Origin of the sequence: Thalassotalea atypica, assembly GCF_030295975.1 — a bacterium.
Taxonomy (GTDB): Bacteria; Pseudomonadota; Gammaproteobacteria; order Enterobacterales; family Alteromonadaceae; genus Thalassotalea_F; species Thalassotalea_F atypica.
This window is the reverse complement of sequence record NZ_AP027364.1, coordinates 2,203,454-2,220,795: the sequence shown is the minus strand read 5'-3', so window position 1 is coordinate 2,220,795 and position 17,342 is coordinate 2,203,454. Positions and strand designations below refer to the sequence as shown.

The window sequence follows — 17,342 nt, the reverse complement described above, 5'->3', positions numbered from 1 at the left end:
TTGCAATAAAGGGCTGCAGCAGTAGAATACTCTAAAAAATAATAAGTCATCTCGAAATATCATTGGATTTACAAAAACATGAGAAAAAAAATAGCTAAAGTTACTTCTACTATCGCAATCGCTTTATCAGCATCAACTGTTGTCGCGGGTGAAAATTTATGGGTTTACGCTAAAGGTACCGATACCAGACCCCAAGGCAGTTATGAATTTAAACTCGCAGACACGATTCGATTAAACAAAAATGCTGGAGATCACTACACCTTTCACGATATTCGTCCGGAAGTAGAATACGGTATTACTAATAGTTTAACCGTGGCTATTGAAGCCATTATTTTTGACCATGATTACGATGTGGGTACCGAGGAAGAGGGCGCACCATGCCCTATGTGTGAAGCTAGTGATGGTACGGGTAAGTTTGATAAAACTCAGTTTGCTGGTTACGAATTATCGATGAAATACAATGTACTAAGCCCTTACAAAGATGCTTTTGGTTTCTCATATGGGTTGAGTTATGAACGTCGTGATAAATATCGCTTGGATGGTGCTGATATTGATCAAGACTCTTTTGTTGGAACGCTTTACTTTCAAAAAGATTTCTTAGACGACACGGTCGTGACGGTACTAAATATCAAAACAGAATTTGAACGTCGTAAGTCAGGTACTGTAGTAGAAGATGAATTTGCTGTAGACATTGCCATGGGTGTGTCATACCGCTTTGCGCCACAATGGTTTGCTGGGCTTGAATTTAGACACCAGTCTGATTACTTAAATCCGCAAGACAAAGCCGAAGCCGGCAACACTGAGGGTGGGTTTGATAAAGACGGGTACACGCTTGGGTTGTCTAAAACCAATTTTGACTTATCGGATTTTCGAATTGGTAGCCAACATCAAAATGGTAACTACTTTGGGCCGACTTTACATTTTGCTGAACAAAAGTGGTGGGTAACCGGTGGTGTGTTATGGCAAATCAGTGGCGGTGGCTCAGAGCATGCCGATGTGAGAAATGGTCGTAACTGGGATGAGCACGAAAAAATGCACATTGGCTTGTCGTATGGCTACGAGTTTTAATTAACTTCATATCTGTACGCATGGCCTGAAATGCTCACCTTAAGGTTTCGTTTCAGGCTGATTTTCGTTTAATTTTCACCTAAAGTGAACACAAAGATGTTAAGACGACAGTTTATTAAGAGTATGTTTGGCACCGCAACCGTGTTTGGACTACCGATCCGATTTGCTTATGCAAAAACATACTTAACCATTGAACAAGCAAAGCAGATCATTTGGCCAAACTTGCTATTTTCTCCTTCACCAATAACGCTAACGGATGCACAAGCGGAGTTAATTGAAGAAAAATCTGATATTCGAGTGAGAAATTTAAATATCAATGCATGGAAGAACAGTGAGGGTGATTGGTTTATCGTCGATCAAGTCATTGGTAAACATGAAAACATTGATATTGCAGTTGGACTAGATAATAAGGGTAAGGTTGTTGGTATTGAAGTGTTAACGTATCGAGAAACTTATGGCGATCAAATAATGAACCCAAAATGGAGAGCTCAATTTCATGGCAAAGACAGCTCAGAGCATTTGAAGCTCGATCATCAAATCAAGAATATCTCTGGAGCGACTCTGTCTTGCAGGCATGTTACCGATGGTATTAATCGCCTTACACAAACATGGGATTTGGTCTTAAAACACGTTTAAAATGAATAGCCTTACTCGTTGTAAACCACTACTTGGAACATTTGTTGAGGTAAGTATTGGCTGTAATTGTCCAGATAAGTTACTGGTCGATTATAGCCAGCGCGCTTTTAATGAAATTAGTCGTATTCATGGTCTATTGGGGTTCCATGACGAAAATAGCGAACTATCAGCACTAAATCGTTTTCTATTGACAGCCAATAATACTTTCATGACGATCAGTGATGATTTAGTTACTGTACTTGATTTAGCTTTTTCATTAAGTGAAAAAACTAATGGCCGATACGATGTTGCTATCGCTCCTTATCTGGTACAGGCCAATAATTTGCCTAACCATTTGAATTTAAGTGATAAAATTCATGGTAATTCGGCTGATATTCAATTGTGTGGAAACAATATTAGATCTACAAAACCTGCTTGTATCGATTTGGGCGGTATTGCCAAGGGGTATGCCGTTGATTGTGCAATTAGAGCTTTACCAAATGGCCTTGATGTTACCATTAATGCAGGCGGTGATATATATAAACGTTATTGGAAAGAGGCAAAGGTTGCGATCAAGTACGCGAAAAAATTATCAGCACTCAAAACAGTTAAAATGCAAAACGCCGCAGTCGCCACCAGTGGCGATTACGAAGCAAACCTACACAGACATATTGTTGATCCACTAGATGGAACACCTGTTTCAATCTGTGGCTCAGTCTCTGTTTTTGCTCATTCGGCGATGATAGCTGATGCATTGACTAAAGTGGTTACACTAGTCGCACCAAAAGTCTCAACTACTATATTAAACTCCTACCAGGCGAAGGCGGTTAAGCTAAACCGTTTAGGCTATAGAAAGCTACGTTAAAAATTAAACTAAATGCAAAAAATAAACACCAAAATCACCCGAGCATATCGTTATTTCTTTTACACCTTGCTTGTATTGCTAATAACAACAGGGAGTAGTTTTTGGCTTTTAAGGCGCTTTGGCATGGTAGAAGGTGATTTTGGTCCTGAGTCACATTATCTACAATATCCAGCACTACAGCTTCATGGGTTGTGTGCGTTTTTAATGCTGATGTCATTAGGGGCTATTTTTGCTTCGCATGTGCCGCGAACATGGTCTACCTTGCGAGCAAGAAAATCTGGGATTAGTATTTTAGTTGCTGTTTCTGTGAGCGCCTTGTCGGCCTACAGTTTATATTATTTGGTGAGCCAAGATTGGCACACTTTATTAGGGAATAGTCATGCCATTGTAGGCTTAGTTTTACCTCTTTTTTTGTGGCTTCATATATATTCAGCTAGCCACTCAATACGCAAAAAAACTAAGGAAAAGGTCATCAAGAAATCACGATTTAAGCAGAAAGTAAAAAAAGAAAAAACATGAAGCGTAGGTCTTTTCTAAAATCTGTTGCAACAATCACTACCGTGTCTCTAGTTGGTTGTAAGTCTACGTCCGCTCATTACCGACCTTTGCATTTAAATAATCGCTTGGTGATTAATAAAAGTCATCTAGCAAATAAGAGTCGATTCACCGTTGCGTTCAAAGATCAGATCATTGCCATCATACAGCATGGTGCTGATAGTTATATTGCCTTAGGCATGAATTGTACGCATTTGGGCTGTGAAATATCGCCGGTTGAAGACGGCTATATTTGCCCATGCCACGGTGCTAAGTTTGACCAAGTCGGTGTCGCTCTTAAAGGGCCAACAAACATAAATCTGCCTCGTTTTAAGACAGATGCCGATGATACAAACATTTATGTCGAATTTTAATGACATTTATGTACTTAAGAGACGATTTAAAAAGAGGTGTCATCAAAATAACAATGAGGTGTTATAAAACTTGGCTATTTAGCCGTCGTTTGGCTTAGTATGAGCATGGAATTACCGAGTAAAATGTAAATGATGACTCATCAATTTAAGATTATTGAACAAGATTGGTACAAACGACGTGTCCCAACGAATAAACGAAATAGGCCGGTATCTGTTTCAATTCCTGATTATCAACAAGTACCCAATCATATGTGCCAAATGATTGTCACTTATGACGATGGTTTTAAGAAAGAATTACTCGCAAGAGTCATTCAAAATCAAATAACGAAAAATTGGACAGTTGACGCAATGGAAGTTGCTGTGCAGGTATTGCCTAAAGGTTAAACACTTTAAAAGGGTGAACGACGTTGACATTAACGGCTACAATGAATTGAATTGTAGCCGTAATCATCGATTATTTTTTAGGTATCTTTGTAGCTTGCCATGCAACGACTTGCCACGTTCCATCTCGTTTTAGTAAAGTACCTGTATTAAAATATGATTGTGTTTTAATTGCATCGTCTTCTTTCCATTTTGCTTGAAGCTTGAAAGCAACAATTGCAGTGGTACCGTACAGGCGGATATCAGTTTCTTCAGCCCAATATGTTGGGGCGTCAGTAATTTCATCTTTCCCATTTTTTTCAGCTTTAATGCCTTCAATTATCACACTCTTATCAAAACGAGTACCTGATGAGCTGGTGTAAACTAAATCATTAGCCCAAAAGCGCTGATGATTTTTTAAATCATCTTGCACCTTATTGGCGAGAAAGTCATCGAGTAGCTGGTTAAGCTCGCTTTTATCGTCAGCTGAGGCAACGGTACTTAAAATGGTAAGTGTAACGGCTGTAATCAGGTGTAAGAGCTTCATAATATAATTTCCTATTGTTATTGTTTTAAATGGTAAAATATAACGATTAACACACTTTGTCAGTATTTAATGGTCTCTGAGCCATGATGCCTATGAGTGTTTCATCAGGATCGCGAATGAACCCCATCCATAATCGGTGATCAGCCATGTCAGCAACAAACTGAGGCTTCTGCTCTGACGTTACTCCAAGCGCCTTTAGCTGTTCAAATGTCGTCTCAATATCACTGACTCTGTAGTAAATTACTGAATTTTGGTGCTCTCGCTCTTGGCCTTGACAGGTAGTTAACATCAATCGAACATCCCCAACCTGATAAAATGCTAAATGTGGTGGAGCTTCAAAGAGCAATGGTAAACCGAGTACCTTGTTGTAAAAATGACATGATTTGTTCAAGTCACTGACGGCAATAGCGATCTGGCCTATATCATTAATGTTGATTGAGTCTGACATTTGCTCTTAACTTTGATTCGTTTTATTAGTTTACTAAAAACCGTTTACTCTTCAATAAGCTGCTGGAGAGTATATGTTGAATTTTCATTACCCAGTTTTGATGTTAAGTATGGAAGAATTTCTCCTAGTTGTTCTGACAATTGCCAAGGTGGGTTGATAATAAACAGCCCTGTACCTGTCATGCCATATTCAGGAGAATCTGGTTTTAAACATAACTCTATTTTAAGTAAGTTTTTGATATTGCTATCTAAAAGCTGTAATTCCATATTCTCAATGTAGTCACGCGTAACTACTGGATACCACAAAATGTAGGTACCGCTACTAAATTTACTGTACCCTTTTACTAGCGTGGCCACCGCTTTTCTATAGTCTTCTTTTAGCTCATAAGGAGGGTCAATAAGTAAGACGGCTCGACGCGTTGGCGGTGGTAATTGCCCTAAAGCACCTTTATAACCGTCACTTTGGTTTACACGTGCTTTACGCCATCGTTCGCAAAAGTTAGTTAAATGAGCAATATCTGTATTGTGAAGTTCAAAGAGATGAGCGGCGTCTTGACGGCGTAATATTTGTTTCGCTATACCAGGCGAACCAGGATACAAGCTCAACTGTTTTTCGCCATTGAGTTCTTTTATCAATGATATATATGGCATTAAAGCAGAAGGGGCTTTAGAGTCGTTGAGTAACTTCTCAATTCCGTCCTTATATTCTCCTGTTTTTTGAGCATATTCATCGCTTAATTGGTACATACCTGCACCAGAGTGACTATCAATATAGCTAAACCCTTTCTCTTTTCGAGTCATGTATTCTAAGGTCAGTGTTAAGACACTGTGTTTGAGAACATCGGCAAAATTTCCAGCGTGAAAGGCATGTCTGTAGCTTAGCAAGGTGAATCCTATTGTAATGAAGGAGGTAACGTTTAGTGAGTATTTTATCAGGAATAGCCCTGTTAACGCATTCTTTGTTCAGTATCTATTGAAGTAAATTGCAATCGACTAGGGAGTTATAATTGCCGCACGCTCCTATTTTGTGTGATCAACTCCTTGACTCCGTTGAATTGATCAAACAGTTTTCTGTGCGCTAGGTAAGAAAATTCATCAGTTCGATCTTGATATTGTGAGATCCATTGAATTAGCATGTTTAGATTTTCATCTTGCGCTTGTTTGCTTGGATATTTATGCGGCTCCCAGGGCCTTGCTTTTGCGTTTTCTATGCATGATGCAATTGGCAAATTTAGAAAATAAACCTTAGTTGCATTAGGTAGCACTAAAGCTAATATGTCTGAATAACACCCTTCAATGACCCAGTTTTTTGTGTGCAGCAATTCTTGGCATAGCGTGGTCTCTACTTCCTCTATTGGTGAACGGGTAGGAGGTTTATTGCCTTTGGCAGGTTGCCATGCGTAGGTATCTAAATCGACATGTTGTAACTGGTGTCGGTGTGACAGTTGCTTTGCTAATGTGGACTTCCCAGAGCCTGAGTTACCGAAGATAACTATTCTTGTTTCCATAATTTAATGTATCAAATTAGTGTAGGGCACTTTCGGGTAAAGCACCATATTGAACAAGGGATTGCTTAGCAATAGTTATGCGCTTAGTTTTAAGTTCATTAAAGGTTTTATCGTTCATATTGAAGGCGAAATAAAAGGGGACATGGTTGTAAATAGTGTAACCAACATACCAACCAAGTGCTTTACTAGCAGCTATTTGTCCTCCACCAGTTTTTGCATACAGTTGATAAGTTTGAGATCTCTCGGCTTCCATAATTTGTTCTAGTTTTTGATAGCTTTCATCTTTTAGCTCAAATTCACGTTTATGGAGTTTTTTAAGGAACTGCACCTGTTCAATGGCCGAAATAGCAATGCTTTTGTCTAGCCAAAAAGAATCTAACCCCGATGAGATATCGCGGTTTCCATAATTGAATGCATTAAGTTTAATTTGCATTTCTTTCTCCCCAATTTTCGTTGCTATGGTGCGATAAATGGGGAGTACCGAATTTTTAAAAGCTTGCTCAAGCGTATGTTCTGTTTTGAGCCAAGACTGTGGCCACCAATTTTGAGCTGGATAAACGTCAGCATTGTAAACAATTGGTTCATCTACGGTATCGATAATGCCTGTTTCTAAGGCGATTAGTGAATTTGGAATCTTGAAGGTTGAAAACGGAGGTAACCTAGTTTTGGCTCGTTGCTTATTACTAATGATCAGCTTGTTAGTTTTGCCGTTTAATAACACGAAAGTACAATGATTATTATTATCGTCACAATACATATTAGGCTGTCTTGCAGAGACAGTAATAGTTAACATAGAAAAGAGCAATGCTAATAAATAAAGGGTAGAGGAGTTGTAAAACGCCATAAAGATTGAATTCCTTTTCAATAATTAAATGAGTAGTGAAAGGTTTATCCATTAATATGCAACGGCTATTACTCAACGCTACTCATGATAATTTTTTTATATTAATGTAGTGCGGCTCTAAATGGTAGTTGTTCACAGATTTTAGCTTCTGCGATCAGTATTTCTTCAAGTCGTATGTCTACTTCTTCTTTGTCGAAATATTCATATGCTAGTTCAACAAATAAATCTTTATGCTTAGCTTCCGATTTTGCTATCGCATCATAAAACTCCTTGTCCTTGCCAGGCTCAAGGGCTTGTGCTACAAGCGAAAAACGTTCGTAACCGCGCGCTTCTATGACGGCTGCTACTAATAGCCGATCCATCAAGAATACATCTCTGCCGTTTCTAAATAATTTGCGAATATCAGATATGTATTTATCTTTCTTGTCATCCGCAAGGGTAACATCTCTGGCAGTCATTAATTTTAAAACTTGCTTAAAATGTATGAGCTCTTCTAGCGCTAGATCAGTCATCGCTCTGACGAGTTTTTTGCGATCAGGGTAATGGGATAACATGGACATCGCCATGCCTGATGCTTTTTTTTCAGCAGCGGCATGATCTTGTAAGAAAGTGTTAAAATCAGCTAATACGGGCTCGGTCCATTCAAAAGGAGTGTGATATTTCAGTTCAAACATGATTACTTCTATGCTGGAGTTAGTTAAATGGCGCAATTCTACCTGTAATCAATGCATTAAAACAGTATATATGTGCTTATTCGAATAACAATTTATCTATTTTGCCAAGGGTGGTCGAAGCTATTTTATTTGGATGTTTGATGTCATTCCAAGCTGTGACTTTACCTGCAATATTGATCCTCTTAAAGTTTTGTTCATTAACATTCTTAGGCTCACTCTCTAAAAAATTAACAAGTTTTTGATAGCTGTCGTTCTTAGCAACGTCTATTGATAATAAGTCCTGAGGGCGATCTAGAAAGTACTGCTTTATTTTTCGCTCATGTTGCCGGTAACAATGAATTAAAAATTCGTCGTTATTTATATTTGGTAAAGTAAAAGGAGAGAATACTTCACAATAGCTTTTCTTTAAATGAGGATTAAAACCACCGTCAGTGCGCAACAGATTTTTCGACATCCGATTTAATAATTGCTTAATTGACGGCAACCAAAGTTCTAAATCACGTTGTAAATATATAAATTTGGCGCCAGGAAATTTATGATCGAGTTTTGGATATTCACTGAAAATAGGCGTGTCAGCAATGACTTGAGCGTTTGACAATGCCGCGTTGGTATAGGCGGTATGAGCGGTTTTAAATCCTAGCTCTAAACAGGCAACGCATAAACTAGTTGTTGCTGTTCGAGGTAGGCCAATTATGAATATTTTCTGCACGTTCATGAACAATGTTGTTTCTTGGCGCTTTGTTTATTAGTTGTGTTAAACGTGTAGGCGACTATTCTAGTTCTATATTGTTGTATTGTTCGTTCAACCACTGCAGCGCTTCACTCTTTTCACCGAACAATAAAAATTCACCAACGACAACCTTTCTAACCAACATACGTTGAACTGCATTACTTACAACAAAAGTAAAACTGTCACAACCGTTCTCGTGATACCAATTAAAAAGTCCATCAGCAATTTCTAAAGCTTCCGGTGTACCAAGTGCGTTTTCTTCAAAGACGGCTAAGAATTGCCAAGACGAGACTTCTCTCGAAAGTACAACCTCTTTAATATCTTGAATATAATTTTGTATTCCTTCACGATTAAACGCGCTACAAAATTCAACCATCAATAAACTGCCGCACCAACAAATTCTCCAATCACCATGAGCTGCAAACCTTTTGGGACTCAATTTAAAATCCTTTTAAATATATTAGTTGGTATAGGTTTTCTACATCAGTTAGTCAATTTAGCAAAGTACTCAATCATCACATTATAGCTAGATACTTTATTTACGCTAACTTTCATGAAACTCTTAGTTAGTCAGTAGTTGTTTGAATAACTTTTTAGCTAGATCGGTATTGTCTTGAGAGCCAGCAAATATTTGTCTATTTTTTCCTAAGGCAATTACAGGAACATCAATAGCGATATGCCCACTGGTTGTCCATCCGGTATTAGTGCGGACATCTATGATAGCTTTCATCGCTTTTTCAATGGTATAGGCAACACTAGGTTTACGATTTTTCTTTTGTTTTTCCTTAGATAGCGCTAGATAGTCGTTCAACTTAGTTTGCCCATCGCTTTTAGCTTGTTGTAGTTTTGTTAATTCTTTGTTAGTTAATTCAAAGCTTAATAACTTGTTTGCGGCTTTCTCTGTTAGTTCGTTCTGTACGAAGTGTTTTGCAAAGAAAACAGGGGTATGGCGCAAAGTTTTAAGTATTTCAGGGTTCCACTCATATTTACCATTGAGGCCTAAAGTCATGCCACCAGTACTATGATCGGCTGTTAGGAGTACAGTCGTATTGGGATGTTGTTGTACATAAGATTCCAAATACTCCATGGTTTTCGCTAAGTCATCCATTTCTGACATTGCACTTGCAATATCATTCGAATGCCCAGCCCAATCCACTTGGCTTGCTTCAACGAGTAAAAAATAACCTTTGTCATTTTTTAAAATACGCAAAGCTTGCTCTGTCATTAAAGAAAGACGGTATTTATTTGTATCATCTATGGCAAAAGGAAGGCCAGTATCGGCGAATAGACCTATAGCAGGATTTTTTGTATCTAACGATGATAAATCATCATATTGATCAATATATTGAAAACCATCCGCTTTCATTTCATCAATAATGTTTCTGTCATCTCTCAAAAAATACTGCCATCCACCGCCGAGTAATATATCAAATTTGTACTGGTTGTTGATTCTATCATCAGCATAGCTATCAGCAATTTCATTGTAGTTTCTTCTGTATTCATTGTGAGCTATAAATGAGGCAGGAGTCGCGTGATTTATTTGTGATGTCACAACTGCGCCAGTTTTAAGGCCAATAGCTTTTGCTCTTTCAAGTACAGTTTCAATCGGTTTTTTGTTTACGTCAACTGCAATTGCTCCGTTGTATGACTTAACGCCAGTAGAAAGGGCAGTTGCGGCTGCAGCTGAATCGGTGACATAACCGGACACTGGAGCAGGGTACGTACTTGCGCTTCCAAGCAAGTATTTGTCGAATATTGTCCGTTCTACTTCAGGCGTACTCTTATCGTCTTTAAAGTAACGATAGGCTGTAGTGTATTCTGGCCCCATTCCGTCAGCAATCACCATAATAACTTGTGTTGGTTCTTCTGCGATTGCGACTTGGCTTACTAAAAGCAAGCTTGTTAATAATTTCTTCATAAATTCTGTATCTCGCTATTTAAGTTCTACGTCTATCCATACAAGGCGATGGTCTGAAGAAGCCGCTCGATCTTTTATCAGTCTATAGTCTTCGGATTCGATAGTTGGCCAAAATACACCAGAATTAAGCAAATTCATACCATAGCTTGAGGGTAATACGTAATCTGCACGCATGCGCCAGTGTGCAGTATGATGTTTACCGTGTTTATTTTCTAGAGAGTGAGCTTTTGCACCGTCACTCGCAGGCATAGGATCTATGAGGAGTCTATTTGTTGTTAAGCCGTTAATGCCGTCGTTGATTGCATCACCATCTACACTTGATGCATTCAAATCCCCTAAGATGACAAAACGCTTGTTTTTACCTAACCCCCCATAACGCTTATTATCATCATAAATATAGCTGTCTTTTCCTGTTGAAATGTAGTCATTAACCAAGCGAATTTCATCATGGTTTCGTTTACCGTTTCTATCTTCTGGCCCGTCAAACACTGGAGGTGTTGGGTGACTAGCTATAATATGTAAGGTTTTATCACCAACTTTTACTGGGATATCCCACATTGACTTAGATGGCAACCTAAACTCTTGCCATGCTTCATCGTTGTAGTAGTTTGAATTGTCCGAAGGATTCACGGGTTTTAATGCACCGGGCATATCTTTCCATTTGAAGTATTGGAATGTTCTAATGAGCTCTTCATTGATAGGGTATTTAGATAACATGGCCATACCAAAATGACCTGGGAATAGGCCAAAACCATAGGTGTCTGTAGGAGTTTCAGCAGATTTCCCGTTGTTATTGAAATCTACACTACTTTTAACTCCGGTATTTACAGGTCCTTGGAATAAATACGGGTATTTTATTGGTGTGGAATTTTGCTGACTCTTTTCTAAATATTTATCCAAAAATAGTTTTAATGTCGCTAGATTATCGTCTTGGCGATCAAATTCATTGAGTAGAATGATATCTGGGTTTGTTTTTTGAATGATCTCCGCAATGTTATTAATCTGCTTATGATTACTGGTTAATGCGTGTTCAAGCTCTTTGCCAGTTGGTTTTTGCGACCGATCACCTAAATAGTTAAACGCTTCCATACTGACGTTAAACGTGGCAATACGTAATTTTTCGCCACTATTGGCTATTGCGTTAAATGAAGAAAGTAACAAACTACCGACAGCAAGGCCGGTGGATATTTTTTTCATGTCTACATCCATTTTTGAATTTTAAAAATTAATTGAATACTATTTTTCGCCTGAATTTCATATGCATTGCTATTTTTTCACCGTATTTGAGATCCATTTATTAACTGAAAATAATATCATTACACAGCAATTACTAAGTGAATAAGATAGTCATTAACTTATTGAACAATAATAATCTCTGTGGCTGTACGACTTCAATATCTCACTTTAGCTGACTCTTTTACTCGTTTTATAATTGTTAACGACATATTCGCGCCCTATATAAACACTATCGACATATGCATCAATACCTAGATCAGTAGTAATAATATGATCTTGTAAACTCATACTACGAATAAATACCGCGGTATTAAAAGAGTTATCAGCTCAATAGCGATTAATGCTTAGGTTAGGAACGTATTTACAAATGTCATCTAAGATTCCAATATTGGCGTCTTCTATAATAAATCACTACTAACAGCAGTGATTGCTGTGGGTGATTTATATAGACTCTTAATACGCTTATGAACCGTTGCCTTGAACGTTTCTATCTCTTCTTGTTTTAATAATAGTCACTAGTCAGACCTGACTAATTGGTTAAGTATTATACCCAACTAATAAATGATAAGAAACGTTAATTAATGTTATTGAAATTTAGGCTCTTTCATTCACTTTTCTTTGTAAGATAGTGGACAGACTATATTTAGTTAAACAGGATGGTTCTAATAAAAAAGCTTCATTGGTTGATGAAGCTTTTATTGAAGGTTGAATGTAAAGAAGAGTGGTTGGCGTATTATTGTTGAATACCGCAACCTCTTAAAACGAAGTCCGTTAAAAATTTAGTGATTAGATCGGCATCCTCTTCTTCAAATTCATTTCGGTTCATCACTGTCAAAATTTGCGTTTCAAAGTCAGCGTAGTGTTGGGTCGTAGACCAAATTAAAAATATCAAACCGTATGGATCAACATTACTCATTTCGCCACGATCTATCCATGCTTGAAACATCGCTACTTTTTCTTTTACCCATTTGCGTAAGTAAGTTCGAGTGAATTCTTTTAGGTGCTGAGCCCCTTGAATAATCTCCATAGCATAGATTTTAGATGCTCGTGGATTTTCAAAAGACATTTTAATTTTTGAGGCAACAATTTTTTCAATTGCTACTTTAGGCCCATCTTCGATTCTAATGTCGCCGATACCTTCATCCCACATATTCAGTGTTTGTTCTAACACCGCGTGATAAAGATTTTCCTTATTTTTGAAATAATAAAGAATGTTTGCTTTAGGTAACCCAGCTCTGTCTGCAATTGATTGAACCGTAGCACCTTTAAATCCTTGGATAATAAACTCTTCCTGAGCGGCTTCAATAATTTTGGCTTCACTTTTTATTCTTATTTTTCCCTGTTTAACGGCTTTGATAGGGTCATTCATTGTGAGTATTCCAATAGACTTTGATTAGGTATTTTTTAATTATTTTACACGAGTTTACCTGAGAATGACCAAACAACACAACCTATTAACCAAATAGTCAGATTTCTGATTCACCTGAGGGGTTAAGAACAATAAACAAGCTTAAAATGATGGATAATTAACCAGTTAAGCACGTAAAATTGCAACAAAAGTTTAATTGTTTTGTAATTAAAATGTTAGCGAAAATAGAAAAAACTACTATAAATAATGATGTCGGTAAATTTAAAAGAAATACAAAAACCTAACAAAATAAGGGGGTGCGTAAATATAGAATCGTCTTTAGAAGCTGGTAGTCCAGTTGTTATTTATTTTATTCATATTGGCAATAACAAAAAATAATCTAATTATGTTGACCAAATAGACAAGATGTAATGATTTTGTCATAAATTTCTGGTTTAATAACATGTGTAATTAATTGTAATTGTCTTCAACTGACTAATTACAGAATAAAAAAATATAAAAACATTAAAACACTCAAGGGAAAATAACTGATGAAAAGTCATCGTCTCTCTCAAATCGCTGGTGCTGTGGTTATTGCACTCGGCCTATCTACTTCGGCTATGGCCGCTGATACAACATCTGCAGGTATTCGCGGTAATGTTGTTTCACCGGCAGGTGAATTCGTAACTGGAGCGGAAATTACAGTTTTTGACAACAGAACGGGTAGCGTACGTACCTTTAATTCTAACGAATCAGGCTCTTTTAGTGCTCGCGGTTTGCAAGTAGGTGGTCCTTACACGATCTCTGTTAAAAGCGGCGCGGGACAACGGGTTATTAGCGATGTGTACCTAACATTAGGCGATACACTGAACCTAAGTTTGAACCTAGAACAGCAAATGGAAACGATTCAAGTCACTGGTGCTCGTTTTCATCAAAGTGCAGGTGAAAAAGGGCCGTCAACTAATTTTGGTTTGACAGATTTAGAAAACGCTCCTGCTATTAACCGTGATATTAAAGATTTGGTTCGAATCGACCCTCGTATTTATATTAATGAGAGCCGAGGAGACGGAATCCAGTGTGCTGGTGCAAGTTCTCGCTTCAACAGTTTCACGGTAGACGGCATCCGTACAAATGATAACTTTGGTTTAGGTACCAGTGGCTACCCAACGATTCGTATTCCATTTTCTTACGATTCAATTTCGCAAGTCAGTGTTGAACTAGCACCATTCGATGTTCAATATGGTGGTTTTACCTCTTGTAACATCAATGCGGTAACAAAATCAGGTACGAATGATTTTGAAGGCAGCTTCTTCTACGATTACACCAGCGACTCTTTACGCGGTGACCAATTAGAAGGTGAAGACATCGCAACGGGCGATTTTGATGAAAAGCGTTATGGTTTTAATGTGGGTGGCGCGCTAATTGAAGATAAATTATTCTTCTTCGCCTCTTACGAAAAACTTGAAGGCTCTGACCTATTTGACCGTGGCACTGCTGACTCAAACGCTGCTGTTCCGGTCGAAGGGTTTTCACAAGCTCAGTACGATGAAATTTTAGATATCGCGCAGAACATCTATGGTTATGAGCCGGGTGACTTAATTACAAGCAAGCCGGTTGAAGATGAAAAAATCATGGTAAAACTTGATTGGAACATCAACGATGACCACCGTGCCGCGTTTGTTTATAACTTCAACGATGGTAACGCTATTCGTGAATCTGATGGTGATTCAAATGAATTTGAATTTTCTAACCATTACTATGATCAATACGCAGAGTTTAAATCATACGTAGCATCTGTATATTCAGATTGGACGGATGATTTCGCTACTGAAGTTCGTATTGGTACATCTGAATTTGAACAATCAGTTACACCATTAGGTGGTACTGACTTTGGTGAAGTACAAATTAGAACTGAAAACGATGGCTCTCGAGCGACTGTTTACCTAGGTGCTGATGACTCACGTCATGCTAACCGTTTGACGTATGATACAGATACCATAAAAATAGCCGGTACTTATTTAGTGGGTGATCACATTATTACTGGTGGTTACGAGTACGAGAAGTTAGACGTATTTAACTTATTTGTTCAACACACTGAAGGTGAATTCCGTTTCGATTCAATCGATGATTTCAGAAACGGTAATGCTGCCCGTGTTTATTATTACAATGCAACAGGCTCAAACGATCCAACAGATGCTGCTGCAGAATTTGGCTACGAAATTCATACCGTTTACTTACAAGACGAGTACTTCTCATACGAACATGACTTAACAGTTACTTTCGGTGTACGTTATGACTGGTATACAAGTGATGACTTCCCAGAAGAAAATACACAGATTGAAGAACTGTATGGCTTCTCAAACCGCCAAAACTTAGATGGTGAAGGTCTACTTCAACCGCGTTTAGGTATTAATTGGCAACCGTATGAAGATATCGAAGTGCGTGGTGGTATCGGTCTATACTCAGGTGGTAACCCGAATGTATGGTTAGGTAATAACTACCAAAACAATGGTGTTGTCCAAACACAAACACAAGAACGTGGCGTTGATTTATTCAATACACCTCACACCGGTGATGGTCGTCCAGTTTGGAATGTTCCACAAGGTCAATTTGATGACGTAACTAACGGCGTTGGTGCTGCTGGTGGTATCAATATTTTAGACCCTGATTTCGAAGTACCTTCTGAGTGGAAGTATGCAATTGGTGCAACGGTTTACTTAGAAAACGACTATGTATTCATGGCTGATTTCTTATATACCGACGTTAAAGATGCAGCGATCATCAGTGATGTAACTCGTGTTGATACTGGCGTAAATGCTCCTGATGGACGCCCAATTTACGACAGTGTAAACGGCCGTAGCCAAGACTTTATGCTAACTAACGTTAAAGGTGATTCTGGTAGCAGAAAATCATTCTCAATGGCATTATCAAAAACTCATGACTTTGGTTTAGATTGGACATTAGCTTACGCATACACAGACACGGAAGAAGTAAGTCCAATGACAAGTTCAGTAGCGTTCTCTAACTACTTGAACAATACCTCAGATCCAGAAAACCCTGGATTAGGTACGTCAAACTACGAGATCCCTCATCGCTTTACGTTAAAAATGAACTACACACATGAGTTCTTTGATAACTACGCGACTAAGTTCACCATCTTTGCTTCTGCAAACGAAGGTCGTCCTTATAGCTATACCTTTGATGGTGGTTTCCAATTTGGTGACTCGGTTGGTTTCATCGACCGTCACTTAGTTTACATCCCTGACGGTGCAAACGATCCAAACGTTGTATTTGGTCCTGACTTCGATCAAGACGCGTTCTTTGATTATGTAGACAAAGAAGGTCTAAATAAATACAAAGGCGGAATCATGGATCGTAATGGTATCAATAGTGACTGGTGGACTAAAGTTGATATTAAAGTGACACAAGAGCTTCCTGGATTTACACCAGATCATAAAGCAAGCGTATTCTTTATGATTGAAAACGTTGGTAACTTTATCAATGATGATTGGGGTGTGATGTATGAAACTAGCTTCCCACGTGCACAGGAAATGGTTGATGCTTCAATCAATGCTAATGGTCAATATGTATTTGAAGAGTTCATTCAACCGGTTGGTCAAACACGCGTAGCTGATGCTTCATTATGGGAAATGCGTATGGGTGTTAAATACGATTTCTAATAAGCTAATACTGTTTACGTACATAAAGCCGCGCTTCTTGCGCGGTTTTTTTATGCCTTTGTCAGACTGACTTGTCCTATTATTAGTATTATTCGCAGTAATTGCTTGATCTAAAGGTAACATTAAGTATAAAGTTGACCATATGGTCAGAATTATTTGAGCGCACGGTCTAAGGAAAATATGTATGTCAGTAATTAAATGGCAATCTTTGGTAGAAGCTGCCAAAAAAGGTTATCAACGAGCTTATGCTCCATACAGCAAATTCCATGTCGGTGCAGCAGCGCAGACAGTGAATAATGAAATATTAAACGGATGTAATGTAGAAAATGCTTCGTATGGCTTAACGGTTTGTGCCGAGCGAAACTGTATTGCACAAGTGGTAGTTTCAGGTGAACAAAAGATTAACGCACTTGTTGTTTATACCGAGCAGGAAAAATTAACGCCTCCGTGTGGTGCATGTAGACAAGTGATTGCGGAATTCATGGCGCAAGACGCTCCAGTCAAAGCGGTCAACCACCTGAATAATGAAAAAACATGGACAGTAGCACAGTTGCTGCCCGATGCCTTTACGCCAAAAGATTTACTATAGAGAGT

At 38.3% G+C, this 17,342-nt stretch carries 19 protein-coding genes; 8 read left to right on the top strand and 11 right to left on the bottom strand.

The features are described 5' to 3' along the window. Positions 1 to 78: 78 nt before the first annotated feature. From QUE03_RS10330 to QUE03_RS10305, 6 genes are all read left to right on the top strand, one after another. Positions 79 to 1,068, top strand: a complete 990-nt coding sequence (locus QUE03_RS10330; RefSeq protein ID WP_286261092.1) for a DUF6662 family protein — start codon at positions 79 to 81, stop codon at positions 1,066 to 1,068. Between the two features lie 96 nt (positions 1,069 to 1,164). Continuing rightward, a complete protein-coding gene (locus QUE03_RS10325; RefSeq protein WP_286261088.1) occupies positions 1,165 to 1,704 on the top strand; it encodes an FMN-binding protein in 540 nt (179 codons plus the stop codon). Between the two features lies 1 nt (position 1,705). Beyond that, positions 1,706 to 2,548, top strand: a complete 843-nt coding sequence (locus tag QUE03_RS10320) for an FAD:protein FMN transferase (protein ID WP_286261086.1) — start codon at positions 1,706 to 1,708, stop codon at positions 2,546 to 2,548. Between the two features lie 12 nt (positions 2,549 to 2,560). After that, the gene (locus QUE03_RS10315) at positions 2,561 to 3,067 is read left to right on the top strand and encodes a hypothetical protein (RefSeq protein WP_286261084.1); all 507 of its coding nucleotides are present in this window, start codon (positions 2,561 to 2,563) and stop codon (positions 3,065 to 3,067) included. Beyond that, on the top strand, positions 3,064 to 3,456 hold the full coding sequence (locus QUE03_RS10310) for a QcrA and Rieske domain-containing protein (protein WP_286261082.1): 393 nt from the start codon (positions 3,064 to 3,066) through the stop codon (positions 3,454 to 3,456). The genes QUE03_RS10315 and QUE03_RS10310 overlap by 4 nt, the downstream gene beginning before the upstream one ends. A 129-nt stretch (positions 3,457 to 3,585) precedes the next feature. After that, positions 3,586 to 3,840: a hypothetical protein gene (locus QUE03_RS10305; RefSeq protein WP_286261080.1), complete on the top strand. Its 255-nt coding sequence runs from the start codon at positions 3,586 to 3,588 to the stop codon at positions 3,838 to 3,840. A gap of 70 nt (positions 3,841 to 3,910) precedes the next feature. On the opposite strand, the gene QUE03_RS10300 is transcribed toward QUE03_RS10305, so the two are convergent. The 11 genes from QUE03_RS10300 to QUE03_RS10250 form a co-directional block, all read right to left on the bottom strand. Beyond that, positions 3,911 to 4,363 carry a nuclear transport factor 2 family protein gene (locus tag QUE03_RS10300; protein ID WP_286261078.1) on the bottom strand — a complete coding sequence of 151 codons (453 nt, stop codon included), beginning with the start codon at positions 4,361 to 4,363 and terminating at the stop codon, positions 3,911 to 3,913. Between the two features lie 46 nt (positions 4,364 to 4,409). After that, positions 4,410 to 4,811 (bottom strand): VOC family protein, encoded by a 402-nt coding sequence (locus QUE03_RS10295; protein ID WP_286261076.1) that lies wholly within the window; start codon positions 4,809 to 4,811, stop codon positions 4,410 to 4,412. A gap of 44 nt (positions 4,812 to 4,855) precedes the next feature. Continuing rightward, the gene (locus tag QUE03_RS10290; protein ID WP_286261074.1) at positions 4,856 to 5,695 is read right to left on the bottom strand and encodes a 23S rRNA (adenine(2030)-N(6))-methyltransferase RlmJ; all 840 of its coding nucleotides are present in this window, start codon (positions 5,693 to 5,695) and stop codon (positions 4,856 to 4,858) included. Positions 5,696 to 5,811: 116 nt separating this feature from the next. After that, positions 5,812 to 6,318 (bottom strand): AAA family ATPase, encoded by a 507-nt coding sequence (locus QUE03_RS10285; RefSeq protein WP_286261072.1) that lies wholly within the window; start codon positions 6,316 to 6,318, stop codon positions 5,812 to 5,814. 16 nt (positions 6,319 to 6,334) lie between these two features. Further along, positions 6,335 to 7,162 (bottom strand): penicillin-binding transpeptidase domain-containing protein, encoded by an 828-nt coding sequence (locus QUE03_RS10280; RefSeq protein WP_286261069.1) that lies wholly within the window; start codon positions 7,160 to 7,162, stop codon positions 6,335 to 6,337. Positions 7,163 to 7,263: 101 nt separating this feature from the next. Next, positions 7,264 to 7,836 (bottom strand): MiaE family protein, encoded by a 573-nt coding sequence (locus QUE03_RS10275; protein ID WP_286261067.1) that lies wholly within the window; start codon positions 7,834 to 7,836, stop codon positions 7,264 to 7,266. 76 nt (positions 7,837 to 7,912) lie between these two features. After that, positions 7,913 to 8,545, bottom strand: coding sequence for a sulfotransferase family protein (locus tag QUE03_RS10270; protein ID WP_286267814.1), 633 nt, complete (start codon positions 8,543 to 8,545; stop codon positions 7,913 to 7,915). A gap of 61 nt (positions 8,546 to 8,606) precedes the next feature. Further along, positions 8,607 to 9,005, bottom strand: coding sequence for a hypothetical protein (locus QUE03_RS10265; RefSeq protein ID WP_286261065.1), 399 nt, complete (start codon positions 9,003 to 9,005; stop codon positions 8,607 to 8,609). Between the two features lie 123 nt (positions 9,006 to 9,128). Further along, the gene (locus tag QUE03_RS10260; protein WP_286261063.1) at positions 9,129 to 10,484 is read right to left on the bottom strand and encodes an alkaline phosphatase; all 1,356 of its coding nucleotides are present in this window, start codon (positions 10,482 to 10,484) and stop codon (positions 9,129 to 9,131) included. 15 nt (positions 10,485 to 10,499) lie between these two features. Next, positions 10,500 to 11,681 (bottom strand): endonuclease/exonuclease/phosphatase family protein, encoded by a 1,182-nt coding sequence (locus tag QUE03_RS10255; protein WP_286261061.1) that lies wholly within the window; start codon positions 11,679 to 11,681, stop codon positions 10,500 to 10,502. A gap of 772 nt (positions 11,682 to 12,453) precedes the next feature. Further along, entirely contained in the window at positions 12,454 to 13,089 is a 636-nt protein-coding gene (locus tag QUE03_RS10250) for a TetR/AcrR family transcriptional regulator (RefSeq protein ID WP_286261059.1), read from the bottom strand. A gap of 530 nt (positions 13,090 to 13,619) precedes the next feature. Between QUE03_RS10250 and QUE03_RS10245 the strand changes: the two genes are divergently transcribed. After that, on the top strand, positions 13,620 to 16,748 hold the full coding sequence (locus QUE03_RS10245) for a TonB-dependent receptor (protein ID WP_286261056.1): 3,129 nt from the start codon (positions 13,620 to 13,622) through the stop codon (positions 16,746 to 16,748). Between the two features lie 184 nt (positions 16,749 to 16,932). Further along, positions 16,933 to 17,337 (top strand): cytidine deaminase, encoded by a 405-nt coding sequence (locus QUE03_RS10240; RefSeq protein ID WP_286261054.1) that lies wholly within the window; start codon positions 16,933 to 16,935, stop codon positions 17,335 to 17,337. The last annotated feature ends 5 nt before the right edge of the window (positions 17,338 to 17,342 follow it).